The sequence below is a fragment of the Amycolatopsis sp. NBC_00348 genome (assembly GCF_036114655.1).
Classification (GTDB): Bacteria; Actinomycetota; Actinomycetes; order Mycobacteriales; family Pseudonocardiaceae; genus Amycolatopsis.
In genome coordinates this window covers 10,138,687-10,151,738 of record NZ_CP107994.1, presented here as the reverse complement: position 1 = coordinate 10,151,738, position 13,052 = coordinate 10,138,687, and the positions used below count along the sequence as shown (strand labels likewise).

Below are 13,052 nucleotides of genomic sequence, written 5' to 3'. Positions count from 1 at the left end.
GCGTGGTCGCGACCTGGAACATCGTCGCTTCGGACGCCGAGACCTCCACCGCGGCGGCCGGGGTCGGCACGACCTGCGGGCGCGGGGTCCGCCGGCGCTGCTGAGCCGGGATCTGCACCGTTCCCAGCGCGGAATGGACCGCCGCCTCGGCCAGTGCGGCCAGTTCGCGGCGGGTCTCCGCTCGGCCCGGTGCGATCTCCGGGCAGATGTGGACCTCGAGCACCAGGCCCCGCAGTGCCGCGACCCGGCGCAGGGACGCGATCAGCGACTCCGGGCCGATGAACGCCGGGTGGCTGGTCTCGCGGCCGTCGGCCAGGCGGTAGCGCAGGGCGATCGGGCGGACCGGGACGCCGCCGTCGATGGCTGCCTGGAACGTCGCGGTCGTGAAACGACCGGACGCCAGGCCGCACCACGTCGTACCTTCGGGGGTGACGCTCACCAGCGAGCCTGAGCGCAGCGCGTCGGCCAGCTCGGACATCGTCGTGGGCAGCGTCTTCAGCCGCTCGCGGTCGAGGAAGATGCTGCCGCCGCGGCGGACGAGTCCGCCGAGCACCGGCCAGCCCGCGATCTCCTTCTTGGCCAGCGCGCGCATCGGCCGCAGCGCATTGATCGCGACGATGTCCAGCCAGGAGATGTGGTTGTTGACCACCAGCGCACCACGGCCGGCGGGCGCGGTTCGGAAGTCGTCGCCGCCCCGGACGTCGAGGCGGACGCCGAAAGCGCGCAGCACGCCCCGGAAGATCAGGCGGACCAGGCGCTCGCGGCCGCGAGTGACCAGGAGCAGCGGCGACGCCAGCATCGCCGCGAAGACGACCACGATCGCCGAGGCGAACCGCAGCACCCGGCGCGGGAGGCCGACCACCGGGTCGCCCTCGGTGAGGCAGCCGTCGCCGCACGGCGACGTCGGCATCCAGGCGTGGCTCATGCTTGGTTCCCGAGGAAGAACTTCAGGTAGCGCTCGTTGACGTTCTGCAGGTCGAGCAGGACGAAGAAGTCCGCGACGCCGAAGTCCACGTCGAGCGCCGGCGGACCGCAGACCTTGGCGCCGAGCCGGATGTAGCCCTTGATCAGCGGCGGGAGCGTGGACCGCGCCGGGCGCTCGATCGCGGACGTGTCCCACGGGATCAATGGCGAGACGCGCGTCGCCTCGTCCGAGTAGTGCTTCGCGCGCAGGACGTCCCAGACGCCCGCGGCGAACGAGCCGCCGTCCACCAGCGGGACGGACGCGCAGCCGGCGAGGTAGCGGTGGCCGGAGAGCAGCATGTAGCGGGCGATCCCGGCCCAGACCAGGCTGACGACGGCGCCGCTGCGGTGGTCGGGGTGCACGCACGAACGGCCGGTTTCGACCAGGGAGGGACGCAGGGCGTCGAGCGCGGTCAGGTCGAACTCGCTGTCGGCGTAGAGCTTCCCGGCCTGGACGGCGCGGTCCGGCGGCAGCATCCGGTAGCAGCCGACGATGTCGCCCGTGTTGTCGTCTCTGACGACGAGGTGGTCGCAGAACTCGTCGAACTCGTCGACGTCGAGGCCGGGACGCGGGGAATGCAGCCGCGCGCCCATCTCTTCGGCGAAAACCTGGTGACGCAGGCGCTGCGCCGCGACGACTTCGTCGTTCGCGTGGGCGACGAGGAGGGAGTACCGAGGGGCGTCCGCCGGGAGCGCGGAACCCGCCTGATCAGTGCTGACGAGGAGCTGTGACGTCGTCATGGTCAAGGTGTACCCGGGCGTAGGAATCCGCGGAGAGTGCCATCCGATGACCGATTAGTGCACGTTCAGTTAATTGCGGGTTCTCAGGCTTCTCTCAGGTCCCGGAGACGCGCGAAGGGCCTTCCGGGAGCACCCGGAAGGCCCTTCGGGACAGCAGATCAGCCCTTGCGCTTCGCGACCGCTTCGGTCAGCTGCGGCGCGACGTTGAACAGGTCGCCGACGATGCCGAAGTCGGCGATCTCGAAGATCGGCGCCTCCGGGTCCTTGTTGACGGCGATGATCGTCTTCGACGTCTGCATGCCGGCGCGGTGCTGGATCGCGCCGGAGATGCCGAGCGCGATGTACAGCTGCGGCGACACCGTCTTGCCGGTCTGGCCCACCTGGAACTGCGCCGGGTAGTAGCCGGAGTCGACGGCGGCCCGGGAGGCGCCGACGGCCGCGCCGAGCGAGTCGGCCAGCTTCTCGACGACGTCGAACTTCTCCGCCGAGCCGACACCGCGGCCACCGGAGACCACGATCGAGGCCTCGGTCAGCTCCGGACGGTCACCACCGGTCACCGGCTCGACGCCGGTGATCTTGGTGGCCTTCGCCGCGTCGGTTGCGGGGATCTCGACGGTCTCTTCGGCCGCCGCGCCTTCGGCGGGCTCGGCCTCGACGGCACCCGGGCGGATGGAGACGACCGGGACGCCCTTCGACGACTTGGACTTCACCGAGAACGCGCCACCGAAGATCGACTGGTCGATCACGCCGTCGCCGTTGACGCCGACGGCGTCGTAGATCAGGCCGGAGCCGAGCCGGACGGCCAGGCGCGCGGCGACCTCCTTGCCCTCACCGCTGGCGGTGACGAGCACGGCGGCCGGGGAGGCCTGCTGCGCCAGCGCGGCGAGCACGTCCACCTTGGGCGTGACCAGGTAGTTCGCGGCGTCGTCACCTTCGGCGACATAGACCTTGGCGGCGCCGTGCGCGGCCAGCGACTCCTTGGCCTTGGCCGCGGTGCCGGTCGCGCCGACGACGACGGCCGACGGCTCGCCGAGCGCGCGGGCCGCGGTCAGCAGCTCCAGCGTGACCTTCTTGACCTCACCGTCGACGTGGTCGACGAGGACGAGTACTTCAGCCATTGTTCTACTTCCTCCTCGAACCGTTGTCAGATGAGCTTCTGGCCGACCAGGTACTCGGCGACCTTGGTGCCGCCGTCACCCTCGTCCTCGGTCTTCTCGCCGGCGGTGCGCGGCGGCTTCGGCGAGGCCTCGGTCACGGTGGACCAGGCGTTGGCCAGGCCGACCTCGCCCGCGTCGACACCCAGGTCGGCGATGGTGAAGGTCTCGACCGGCTTCTTCTTGGCGGCCATGATGCCCTTGAAGGACGGGTAGCGCGGCTCGTTGATCTTCTCGCCGACGCTGACCACCGCGGGCAGGGTCGCCTCGAGGCGGGTGAGGCCGTCCTCGGTCTCGCGGACGGCCTTGATGGTGGTGCCCTCGACGGTGACCTCACGCGCGTAGGTGACCTGCGGCAGGCCGAGCAGCTCGGCGAGGATCGCCGGGACGGCGCCGCCGCGGCCGTCGGAGGACTCGTTGCCGGCGATGATCAGGTCGTAGTTCTCGACCTTGGCGATCGCGGCGGCGATGACCTTCGCGGTGGCGATGGCGTCGGAGCCGTGCAGGGCCTCGTCGGAGACGTGGATGGCCTTGTCGGCGCCCATGGACAGCGCCTTGCGGATCGCGTCGGTCGCGCGGTCGGGGCCCACCGAGAGCACGGTGACCTCGCCCTCGCCGGCTTCCTTGATCTTCAGGGCTTCTTCGACGGCCTTCTCGTTGATCTCGTCGAGAACGGCGTCGGCGGATTCGCGGTCAAGGGTGTGGTCGGCCCCGCTGAGCTTTCGCTCCGAGTAGGTGTCCGGTACCTGCTTGACCAGGACGACGATGTTGGTCATGGGTCTTCTTCGACCTCCCGGTTGTGGCCCGCGGGCGCGCCACGGGTCAGTGCTCTACTGGCCGGTAGATTAGGGCCATTCCGCCGCCAGGACCCGCCGAGGTGACGCCATTCACCTGGATGCGCAAACTAGTGGGACCATCGTCCCGGTAGTCGACCGGTTACCCCACCTGAACCGCCGTTCGTCCGATCGGACCAACTACGGCCTACTCCCAGTAGGCCATTAGGGGTTAACCTCCGGCACCATGCCAGCGCGCATCGCCGTCATCACCGACTCCAGTTCGTGCCTTCCCGACCTCGTCGCCGCCCGCTGGGCCATCGGCGTCGTGCAGATCCAGCTCAACATGGGAAGCCACTTCGACGACGAAAACCGCTTCGACCGCGGCAAGGTCATCGACACCATGAGAGCCGGCCAGATGATCACCACCTCGCCCCCGGACCCAGGGGCGTTCTTCTGGACCTACCAGGAAGCCGCCGCCTCCGGCGCCACCGCGATCGTCAGCGTCCACCTCTCCGGCCGGATGTCCGACACCGTCCGCGCGGCCCGGGAGGCCGCCCAGCAGGTCCGCATCCCGGTGCACGTCCTCGACAGCCGCACCACCGGGATGAGCCTCGGCTTCGCCGCGATCGCCGCGGCCCGGGCGGCCGCCGTCGGCGGGGACGCCGCCCGCGTCATCGAAGCCGCCGAACGCCGGTGCTTCACGAGCACCGAGTTCATCTACGTCGACACGCTCGAATACCTCCGCCGCGGCGGGCGGATCGGCGCCGCGCAGGCGACGCTCGGCACAGCGTTCTCCATCAAGCCGCTGCTCACGGTCAAGGACGGTGAAGTGGCGCCGCTCGCCCGCGTCCCCGGCACGCGGCGGGCGCTGGCCAAGATGGTCGAGCTCGCCGTGCGGAAGTCCGGTGGCTTCCGCGTCGACATCGCCGTGACGCGGTTCGGCGCCGGCGACCACGAGCTCGAGATCGGCCGGCAGATCGAGCGCCGCGTGTCCGGGATGGCCGAGAGCATGGTTGTCGAGGCGAGCGCGGTCATCGGCGCGCACCTCGGCCCGGGCGCACTCGGCATCACCGTGTCGCCGGTGGACTGACCCGGCGCCCGGGGATCAGCAGCAGCACGATCGGCACCACGACGCCGAGCCCGGTCGTCACGACGATGAGCACCTGGTCGAGTTGCTCGAAGTGCGACACGTGGCCGAGGTGGTAGAGGAAGTGCGGCAGGCCGAACAGCACCGTCGCGACGGCCGCCAGCCGCGCCACGGCTGTGGTGCCGATCACGGCAGCCCCGATCAGGAGGGCCGCGAGGGCCAGGTTGAGCCCGCCGAAGTCGCGCAGGAGGTGCTCGTTGAAGGGCCCGTCCATCGAGACCCAGCCGGTGCGGAAGCCGGGAAAGTCCTGGTAGAAGCCGGCCGGGGTGACCAGTGGCCAGATTCCGGTCACGGCTTCGACGACGCCGAAGAACACGAGGAGTACGCGGGTGATGGTCCGTTGCATGACCACGGAACGAGACGGCCGCGCCGGACGTGACACCGCTAGGGTCGCGGAGGTGACCACCCCAGCCACCCGGGCCGAGGCGCTGCACCTGACCGGCGAACGGACCGTGCCCGGCATCGCCGTCGAGAACTATTGGTTCAGGCGCCACGAAGCCGCGTACCTCGCTCTGCTCCCCCACTGCGTGGACGCGACGGTGCTCGAAGCCGGCTGCGGCGAGGGCTACGGCGCCGGTCTTCTCGCGACCACGGCCCGTCGGGTGCTCGCACTGGACTACGACGTGCCGACCACCGAGCACGTCGCTCGCCGCTACCCCGAGGTCGCCGTCGCGCGCGCGAACCTGGCGTACCTGCCGCTGCGGGACGCCTCGGTGGACGTCGTGGCCAACTTCCAGGTCATCGAGCACCTCTGGGACCAGGGCGGCTTCCTCGCCGAGTGCCGACGGGTGTTGTCGCCAGGAGGAAAACTGCTGGTCACGACGCCGAACCGGCTGACCTTCACCCCGGACAGCGACACGCCGCTGAATCCGTACCACACCCGCGAGCTGGCGCCGGCCGAGCTGGCCGGGCTGCTGGCCGACGCCGGTTTCGACGTCGTGACACTGCACGGCCTGCACCACGGCGAGACCGTCCGCGCGCTCGACGAGCGGTACGGCGGTTCGATCATCGACGCGCAGCTCGACGTCGTCATGGGCGAGCTGCCCGGGCAGGCCGTCTGGCCGGCGGAGCTGCTTGCCGACGTCGCCGCGATCGAAGCCACGGGGTTCGACATCCACGGCGACGACCTCGACGCGAGCCTGGACCTGATCGCCGTGGCGGTGCGCCGATGACGGACGACTACGAGGGCACGTTCTGCCTCGTCCTGCACAGCCACCTGCCGTGGCTGCCGCACCACGGGACCTGGCCGGTCGGCGAGGAATGGCTGTACCAGGCATGGGCGCATTCGTACCTGCCGATGGTCGACCTGCTCGAACGCTTCGCCGCCGAAGGCCGCCGTGACGTGCTGACGCTCGGCATGACACCGGTGCTCGCCGCGCAGCTCGACGACCCGTACAGCATCCGCGCCTGCCACGACTGGCTCGGCCACTGGCAGCTGCGCGCCCAGCACGCGTCGACGCTCTGGCGCGGCGACCCGATCCTGCGCGAGCTCGCGGCGGCCGAGCACCGGACCGCCGTCCGCGCGGCCGAAGAACTCGGGACGCGCTGGCGGCACGGCTTCTCCCCGATCCTGCGGTCGCTGGTCGACAACTCGACCATCGAGGTGCTCGGCGGGCCGCTGGCCCACCCGTTCCAGCCGCTGCTGGAGCCGCGGGTGCGGGAGTTCGCGCTGAACGCGGGGCTCGCCGACACGGCGTTGCGGATCGGCTCACGGCCCGAGGGGATCTGGGCGCCGGAGTGCGGCTACGCGCCTGGTCTGGAAAACGACTACGCCGCCGCGGGCGTGCGGCGGTTCATGGTCGACGGGCCGTCGCTGCGCGGCGAGACCTGGGCCGCGCGGCCGGTCGGCGACAGCGACGTCCTCGCCTTCGGACGCGACCTCGAGGTCACCTACCGCGTCTGGTCGCCGAAGGCCGGCTACCCCGGGCACGCCGCGTACCGCGACTTCCACACCTGGGCGCACGAGGTCGGGCTCAAGGCGTCGCGCGTCACCGGCAAGACCGTCGAGCCGGCCGACAAGGCGCCGTACGACCCGTCGCTCGCCGCGGACGTCCTGGGCCTGCACGTCAAGGACTTCGTCGACACCGTCGTGACGCGGCTGCGGTCGCTGAAAGCGCAACACGGGCGTGAGTCGCTCGTGGTCGCCGCGTACGACACCGAACTGTTCGGGCACTGGTGGCACGAAGGACCGGCCTGGCTGGAGGGCGTGCTGCGCGCGCTGCCCGAGGCCGGGGTGCGGGTCACGACGCTCAAGGGCGCGCTCGAAGCCGGGCACGTCGGCCCGCCGATCGACCTGCCCGCGTCGTCGTGGGGGTCGGGCAAGGACTGGCGCGTCTGGGACGGCGAGCAGGTCAAGGACATGGTCGAGGCCAACACGGCGCTGCAGGAACGGCTGCTGGACCTCGTGGCCGGTTTGGACACCACGGCCCGGGACACCGTCGCCGACCAGGCCGTCGCCGAGGCGATGCTGGCCCTGGAGAGCGACTGGGCGTTCATGGTCACCAAGGACTCCGCCGCCGACTACGCGCGGCGCCGGGCCGCCGTGCACACCGAACGCTTCGACGCGCTGGCCGGCGCGGTGCGCCGCGGCGACCGCGGGCAAGGCGAGGAGCTGGCCGCGGCCTACCGCGCCGACGACGGACCGTTCGGGCACCTCGACGCCCGGGCTTTGAAGCACAAGTGAAAGGGACTCATCGGATGGGGATCCACGAAATTCCGGTCAAGACGCTCGACGGGCAGGACAGCTCGCTGGGTGCGCTGGCCGGCAAGGCGCTGCTGGTGGTCAACGTCGCGTCGAAGTGCGGCCTGACCCCGCAGTACTCCGGCCTGGAGCGGCTGCAGGAGCGCTTCGGCGCCCAGGGCTTCTCCGTGGTCGGTTTTCCGTGCAACCAGTTCGCCGGGCAGGAGCCGGGCAGCGCGGACGAGATCCAGACGTTCTGCTCGACGACCTACGGCGTCACCTTCCCGCTGTTCGAGAAGATCGACGTCAACGGCGACGACCGGCACCCGCTGTACTCGGAACTGACGAAGACGGACGACGCCGAGGGCGCGTCCGGCGACGTCCAGTGGAACTTCGAGAAGTTCCTCGTCGGCGCCGACGGCGAGGTCCTGGCGCGGTTCCGGCCGCGCACCGAGCCCGAGGACGAGGCGGTCGTCAAGGCCATCGAGGCGGCCCTGCCCGCGTGACGGCGGCCCGGGGCATGCTCCCCCGGCGTCACCGGAATTCACCGGATCGACGGGTTTCAGCGGCCGTTCGGGTATCACGGAAACACGCCGGAAAACGGTTTCCGTGAGCCGGACGGTCGAACCGCGGGTGATCAGCCTGCCGTTTTCCCCTTCTCGCGTCGAATACTTTTGATGACGCCATTCCGGCGTCGTCGTGTGCGAGAAGGGATCACCCGATGAGCACCTCCAGACGCCGGGCAGCGCTGGCAACGTTCCCCGTGGCACTCGGGCTGCTGCTGGCCGGGCCCGCGGTGGGCGCCGCCTCGGCCGCGCCGGTCGCGGCACAGCCGGACGCGGCCGGCCAGGCTCGCGACTGCCTGCTGTGCGTCGGTCACCACCACCATCACCACCACGGGCACATCAACATCCTGGGTCTGCACCTGGGACTCTGGTTGCACCTGTAGATCCCGGCTCGCCGTGCCGGGGCGGTGGCCTCCCGCCCCGGCACGTTCACAGGCCGAGCTGAGCGCGTCCGACGTCGTCGAGGTCGTCGGCGGTGGCGCGGCCGGTCCAGTTCACCTCGTAGTCTTCCGGCGCGAAATCGCCCGGGCTCGCGCCGGCCAGAAACGCGCGGCCGCACTTTTCGGCGTACGCGGCGTTCTTCGCGCAATGCGGGCTCGCCGGGATGTACATGACGTTTCCCCAGCGGTCCGGATTGGTGCCGTCGGCGACGGCGTGGATGACGTCGCCGTGCCACCAGACCGTGTCGCCCGGTTCGACGGCGGGGATCGAGGTCAGCGCCGGCAGCAGGTCGTCGTGGTACTTGTCGCCGACGGGCAGGGCCTGGCCGTTGGCCGCGCCGCAGAGGTCGTCGTCGGGGATGTCGTCCTGGAGCGCGCGGAGCAGGACGTACGCGATCGCCGACGGGATCGGCACGACCTGCAGGACGCCGTCGCCCGGGCGCATTTCCGACAACGCCGTCCAGCCCTGGAAGGTGCGGAAGGCCGAGCACATGACCGTGGACGGGAATTCGTCCACTTCGGTGCGGTAGGCGCCGTCCCACGGGTCGTACTCCGGCCAGTTCCCGGCGAAGACGTGGCGAAACACCTGCTGGTAGGCGGGCAGCAGCCAGCGCTCGACCGAGCCGGAGTCGGTGTGGGCCGAGAGCCCGAGCGACGCCGAACCGGGCGCGCGGCGGCGGATGCGGTCGGGGTAGGCGGTGTCGCGATCGGGGTCGAACCAGACGCGGCCTTCGGACTCGTGCCGCCAGAAGGAGTTGAGGAACCGCCGGACGGCGACCATGTGCTCGTGCTGGCGGGCCTGGATCTGCGGCTTCGACCAGTAGACCGGGTAGATCTGCGGCTGGCCGGACGCGAGCCCGGCGAAGACGTCGTCGGCCGGGCCTTGGTAGGTCCCGGCGAAGTCGTTGCCGGCGAGGTACGCGGCGAGCTCGGCGTCCCAGGTTTCGGCCGTTTCGCGCCCGAAGGTGCCCTTGACGACGGCGCAGCCGCGCCGCCGGACGGCGTCCACGGTCCGCTGCGGCACGGTCCCGTCGGCGATGTCGCGAAACCGGACGACGGGGAAAGCGTCCTGGTCGGCGGCGACGACGTCGACCTCCCGCCGCATCCACTCCCGGACTTCGGCGAACGCGCCGGCGACGTCGCCGACCCGGGCGCGCAGCTCCTGTTTGGTCCGCGCGACGGCCTCGGACATGTTCGCCGGCAGCTCGGTGGTGGTCATCGGTTTCCTCCGCGATCTTTTGGTTAGGACTCCTTACTAGAATGCTCTCGCTACGGTAACCCCGTCCGTTCCCGGCCACAAGAGGTGCGATGTCCGACCCCGACCGGCCGCTCCCGCGCCTGGCGATGCTGCGGGCCATGACCGACCGCGCGGTGCTCGACCACGTCTTCGTCCACAACCGGACCACGCGCGCCGAGCTGGCCGCGACCACCGGGATCTCGAAGCCGACGATCTCCGAGTCCGTCCGGCGGCTCGAGACGGCGGGCGCGCTGCGGGCCACCGGCACCGACCAGACCGGCCGCCGCGGGCGGATCGCGACGTTCTACGAGCTGGCCGCGGACGCCGGCCGGGTCGTCGCCGCAGAGGTCAACCAGCAGGGCATCCGGACGGTGACTACCAGCCTGACCGGCACAGTTCTGGCGACCGACCACCACGCTCCTGATGGTCGCCCGATGACCACGGCGGTCCGCGCCGCCCTCGCCGCCGCGAGCGCCGGTGGGTCGGGACCGGTCCGCGCGACAGCGGTCTCGGTGGCCAACCCGGTCGACCCGGTGACGCACGAGGTCGTCGCGCTGCCCGGGTCGCCGTTTCCCGAGGGCACGATCCGGGCCGGCGAGATCGGCCGGGACGTCCTGCTCGACAACGACGTCAATTTCTCGGCACTCGCCGAACGCCGGGAGGGTGCGGCGCGGGACGCGAAGAGCTTCGCCTACGTCTACGTCGGGGCCGGGCTCGGCGTGAGTCTCTACGTCGGCGACCAGCTGGTCCGCGGCGCGCACGGCCTGGCGGGCGAGATCGGCTACCTGGACAGCTCGGGAACAACGCTCGCCGAGACGCTGGCCGGTCAGGGTTTCGGCAGGTCGGACGCGCCTTCGCTGGACGTCGACGCGATTCTGACCACGCTCTCGCGCGCGGCCTCCGGCGACGGCGTGGCCGTCGAGCGGCTACGACTGCTCGGCGCGACGCTCGGCCGGGCCGTGGCCGCGATCTGCACCATCGTCGACCCGGACGTCGTCCTGCTGGGCGGCCCGGCCGGCAGCCGCCCGGGCCTGGTCGCCGAAATCCGCCGAGCGGTCACGGCGGCCACACCGGGGCCGGTCCGGGTGGAGGCGGGCACGGTCACGGACTCGGCGGCCTTGCGGGGCGCGCTATTGTCCGCACTCGACCACGGCCGCGACGCCCTGATCGCGGCGATCGCCGAAAGCTAGCCGCGGCCGCGCGGCCCTGTCGGCTGTCGGCTGTCGGCTGTCGGCTGTCGGCTGTCGGCTGTCGGCTGTCGGCTGTCGGCTGTCGGCTGTCGGCTGTCGGCTGTCGGCTGTCGGCTGTCGAAGAGGAGACAACAGCCTGACGACGAGATGGTCTCCGGGCGTTGCCCGAATCGAACGACAGCCTGGCGGCGACACCACCTCCGGGTGGGTGGCCGAAGTCAGACCAACGCCCGGCCGCGACACAGCGCCTGAGCGTTGCCGAAGTCAGACGACGGCCGGGCGAGGGCACATCACCCGGGCATTGCCGAACGCTGACGACAGCCCCAGCGGCGTCGCGTCCAGGTGTTGCCAGAATCAGTCGGAGCCTGCGTCGATCACCGCGCGGACGCACTTCGCTACCACCGCCGGGTCGAGCTTTGTCACCTGGCGGTCGTACGTCAGCAGGCCGTTGACCTCGTTCTCGACGTCGGTCGTCTGGGTGTAGATCGCGCCGGATAGGCCACGTTCCGCTATCACTCGCTCCAAGCGGGCGCTCACCTCCGCGTAGCGCTCGGTGAGCCGCTCCGGTGTCGGCGTCATCTCGTACGCGTTCGGTGGGCCGGGCCAGCAGTGACCGTCGAGGACCAGGCCTAGGCCGCCGTACTCGCCGTCGACTATCGCGCGGTTGTCCTGGACCGACGGCTCGCCCGGGCCGACGTACGTGTGGTCGTCGTAGACGTCGCCCGCGCCGGTGTCGGGGCGTGAGAAGCAGCAGTTGACGCCGCTGTTCGCGATCACCAAGCGGGTCGGGTCGAGCGTTTTGACCAGTTCCGCGACGCGGGCCGTGTCGTACTCGCCCCAGCCCTCGTTGAATGGCACCCAGCCGACGATCGACGGGACCGCCTGCAGTTGTGTGATCATTTTGATCAATTCTGCCTCGAACCGGTCCCGGGCCTGCGGGACGGGGTCCGGCGCGGGTCCTGGCGGGCCGTCGAACGACACCGTCAGCGATGGCATGTCCTGCCAGACGACCAGGCCGAGCCGGTCGGCCCAGAAGTACCAGCGGGCCGGCTCGACCTTGACGTGTTTGCGGACGAAGTTGAAGCCCAGCTCCTTCGTCTTTTCGAGGTCGAAACGCAACGCGTCGTCGGTCGGCGCGGTCGAGATGCCGTCGGGCCAGTAGCCCTGGTCGAGCGGGCCGTGGAGGAAGGTGATCCGGCCGTTGAGCGCGATTCGCGGACGGCCCTCGGCGTCGGGGACCAGACCGATCGTTCGGAGGCCTGCGTAGCCGCCGACTTCGTCCAGGACCGCGCCGTGGCGGTCCAGCAGCCGGACTTCCAGGGTGTAGAGGTGTGGGTCGTCGGGTGTCCAGAGTTGTGGTTCGGGAACGTCCACGCGGACCGGCGTCCCGGCTTCGCCCGAACCGCGGGCCACCTCGCCGTCGGTGGTCGAAAGCACGACCACCACCGTGGAGCCCCCTGTGACCTGCGGGAACACTGTGACGCCGGTGAGGTCCGGGGTCAGCTCCAGCCGTTCGACGCGGGCGGTGGGCACCGGCTCGAGCCAGACCGTCTGCCAGATGCCCGACGACGCCGTGTAGCAGATTCCGCCGGGGGCGTTGCGCTGCTTGCCGACCGGGAAGGGCTCGATGTCGGTGCGGTCCTCGGCGCGGACGGTCAGCTCTTGGGGACCCGTCGGCCGCAGGACGTCGGTGATGTCCGCGCTGAACGCCGTGTAGCCGCCCTCGTGCGTCGCGACGAGCTGGTTGTTGACCCAGACCTGGGCCTTCTGGTCGACGGCGCCGAAGTGCAGCAGGACGCGGTCGCCGCGCCAGCCGTCCGGGATCTCGACTAGGCGGCGGTACCAGAGGACTTCGTCGCGCCGGCCGATTCCGGACAACGCCGACTCCGGCGGGAACGGCACCAGGATCCGCTCGGCGTAGCCGGACGGTCTCGGCTCGTCCGTGGCCGCCGGCCAGCCCGCGTACTCCCAGACGCCGTTGAGGTTCAGCCAGCGGGGCCGGGTCAGCTGGGGCCGCGGGTACTCGGGCAGCGCGTTGTCCGGGCCGACTTCAGCGGACCAACGGGTCGGCAGGACGGGGTCGACGCGGCGCCAGCCGGTGTCTTCGGGGGAAGTCATCCCGGCCGATGATGGCAGAGCCGCGGCCACGAGCCAGTGA

General features: G+C 70.9%; 12 protein-coding genes and 1 pseudogene. 6 read left to right on the top strand and 7 right to left on the bottom strand.

The features are described 5' to 3' along the window. Nucleotides 1–64 precede the first annotated feature (64 nt). The 4 genes and pseudogenes from OHS58_RS45940 to OHS58_RS45925 form a co-directional block, all read right to left on the bottom strand. Nucleotides 65–925, bottom strand: a pseudogene (locus OHS58_RS45940) (lysophospholipid acyltransferase family protein); the annotation flags it as partial. Beyond that, nucleotides 922–1,704, bottom strand: coding sequence for a GNAT family N-acetyltransferase (locus OHS58_RS45935; protein ID WP_328646449.1), 783 nt, complete (start codon nt 1,702–1,704; stop codon nt 922–924). The pseudogene OHS58_RS45940 and the gene OHS58_RS45935, both read right to left, overlap by 4 nt. Before the next feature lie 158 nt (nt 1,705–1,862). After that, complete coding sequence (locus tag OHS58_RS45930) at nt 1,863–2,822, bottom strand: electron transfer flavoprotein subunit alpha/FixB family protein (protein WP_247061854.1); 960 nt, start codon at nt 2,820–2,822, stop codon at nt 1,863–1,865. A 26-nt stretch (nt 2,823–2,848) separates the two neighbouring features. Continuing rightward, nucleotides 2,849–3,634 carry an electron transfer flavoprotein subunit beta/FixA family protein gene (locus OHS58_RS45925; protein WP_326946856.1) on the bottom strand — a complete coding sequence of 262 codons (786 nt, stop codon included), beginning with the start codon at nt 3,632–3,634 and terminating at the stop codon, nt 2,849–2,851. A 244-nt stretch (nt 3,635–3,878) separates the two neighbouring features. Here OHS58_RS45925 and OHS58_RS45920 point away from each other — a divergent pair, with 244 nt between their 5' ends. Then, nucleotides 3,879–4,724: a DegV family protein gene (locus OHS58_RS45920; RefSeq protein WP_328646448.1), complete on the top strand. Its 846-nt coding sequence runs from the start codon at nt 3,879–3,881 to the stop codon at nt 4,722–4,724. Here the strand turns inward: OHS58_RS45920 and OHS58_RS45915 are convergent. Then, nucleotides 4,702–5,127 carry a hypothetical protein gene (locus OHS58_RS45915; RefSeq protein WP_328646447.1) on the bottom strand — a complete coding sequence of 142 codons (426 nt, stop codon included), beginning with the start codon at nt 5,125–5,127 and terminating at the stop codon, nt 4,702–4,704. The two genes, OHS58_RS45920 and OHS58_RS45915, sit on opposite strands and share 23 nt — an antisense overlap. Nucleotides 5,128–5,179: 52 nt before the next feature. On the opposite strand from OHS58_RS45915, the gene OHS58_RS45910 reads away from it, so the two are divergent. The 4 genes from OHS58_RS45910 to OHS58_RS45895 all read left to right on the top strand — a co-directional run bounded on the left by OHS58_RS45910 (nt 5,180) and on the right by OHS58_RS45895 (nt 8,410). Continuing rightward, nucleotides 5,180–5,953 (top strand): class I SAM-dependent methyltransferase, encoded by a 774-nt coding sequence (locus tag OHS58_RS45910; RefSeq protein ID WP_328646446.1) that lies wholly within the window; start codon nt 5,180–5,182, stop codon nt 5,951–5,953. Continuing rightward, nucleotides 5,950–7,464 (top strand): glycoside hydrolase family 57 protein, encoded by a 1,515-nt coding sequence (locus tag OHS58_RS45905; RefSeq protein WP_328646445.1) that lies wholly within the window; start codon nt 5,950–5,952, stop codon nt 7,462–7,464. The genes OHS58_RS45910 and OHS58_RS45905 overlap by 4 nt, the downstream gene beginning before the upstream one ends. 14 nt (nt 7,465–7,478) lie before the next feature. Next, on the top strand, nt 7,479–7,967 hold the full coding sequence (locus OHS58_RS45900; RefSeq protein WP_328646444.1) for a glutathione peroxidase: 489 nt from the start codon (nt 7,479–7,481) through the stop codon (nt 7,965–7,967). A 215-nt stretch (nt 7,968–8,182) separates the two neighbouring features. Next, nucleotides 8,183–8,410 (top strand): hypothetical protein, encoded by a 228-nt coding sequence (locus OHS58_RS45895; RefSeq protein ID WP_328646443.1) that lies wholly within the window; start codon nt 8,183–8,185, stop codon nt 8,408–8,410. A 46-nt stretch (nt 8,411–8,456) separates the two neighbouring features. Here the strand turns inward: OHS58_RS45895 and OHS58_RS45890 are convergent, their stop codons facing one another. Continuing rightward, on the bottom strand, nt 8,457–9,686 hold the full coding sequence (locus tag OHS58_RS45890) for a YbiU family protein (RefSeq protein ID WP_328646442.1): 1,230 nt from the start codon (nt 9,684–9,686) through the stop codon (nt 8,457–8,459). An 89-nt stretch (nt 9,687–9,775) separates the two neighbouring features. Here OHS58_RS45890 and OHS58_RS45885 point away from each other — a divergent pair, with 89 nt between their 5' ends. Beyond that, entirely contained in the window at nt 9,776–10,894 is a 1,119-nt protein-coding gene (locus tag OHS58_RS45885; RefSeq protein WP_328646441.1) for an ROK family transcriptional regulator, read from the top strand. A 354-nt stretch (nt 10,895–11,248) separates the two neighbouring features. On the opposite strand, the gene OHS58_RS45880 is transcribed toward OHS58_RS45885, so the two are convergent. After that, nucleotides 11,249–13,012, bottom strand: a complete 1,764-nt coding sequence (locus OHS58_RS45880; RefSeq protein ID WP_328646440.1) for a glycoside hydrolase family 2 protein — start codon at nt 13,010–13,012, stop codon at nt 11,249–11,251. Nucleotides 13,013–13,052 lie beyond the last annotated feature (40 nt).

What these genes read in the sequence shown, in the direction of transcription:
- OHS58_RS45935 (WP_328646449.1), bottom strand. Translation starts at nt 1,704, where the DNA reads ATGACGACGTCACAGCTCCTCGTCAGCACTGATCAGGCGGGTTCCGCG.
- OHS58_RS45930 (WP_247061854.1), bottom strand. Translation starts at nt 2,822, where the DNA reads ATGGCTGAAGTACTCGTCCTCGTCGACCACGTCGACGGTGAGGTCAAG.
- OHS58_RS45925 (WP_326946856.1), bottom strand. Translation starts at nt 3,634, where the DNA reads ATGACCAACATCGTCGTCCTGGTCAAGCAGGTACCGGACACCTACTCG.
- OHS58_RS45920 (WP_328646448.1), top strand. Translation starts at nt 3,879, where the DNA reads ATGCCAGCGCGCATCGCCGTCATCACCGACTCCAGTTCGTGCCTTCCC.
- OHS58_RS45915 (WP_328646447.1), bottom strand. Translation starts at nt 5,127, where the DNA reads ATGCAACGGACCATCACCCGCGTACTCCTCGTGTTCTTCGGCGTCGTC.
- OHS58_RS45905 (WP_328646445.1), top strand. Translation starts at nt 5,950, where the DNA reads ATGACGGACGACTACGAGGGCACGTTCTGCCTCGTCCTGCACAGCCAC.
- OHS58_RS45900 (WP_328646444.1), top strand. Translation starts at nt 7,479, where the DNA reads ATGGGGATCCACGAAATTCCGGTCAAGACGCTCGACGGGCAGGACAGC.
- OHS58_RS45895 (WP_328646443.1), top strand. Translation starts at nt 8,183, where the DNA reads ATGAGCACCTCCAGACGCCGGGCAGCGCTGGCAACGTTCCCCGTGGCA.
- OHS58_RS45890 (WP_328646442.1), bottom strand. Translation starts at nt 9,686, where the DNA reads ATGACCACCACCGAGCTGCCGGCGAACATGTCCGAGGCCGTCGCGCGG.
- OHS58_RS45885 (WP_328646441.1), top strand. Translation starts at nt 9,776, where the DNA reads ATGTCCGACCCCGACCGGCCGCTCCCGCGCCTGGCGATGCTGCGGGCC.
- OHS58_RS45880 (WP_328646440.1), bottom strand. Translation starts at nt 13,012, where the DNA reads ATGACTTCCCCCGAAGACACCGGCTGGCGCCGCGTCGACCCCGTCCTG.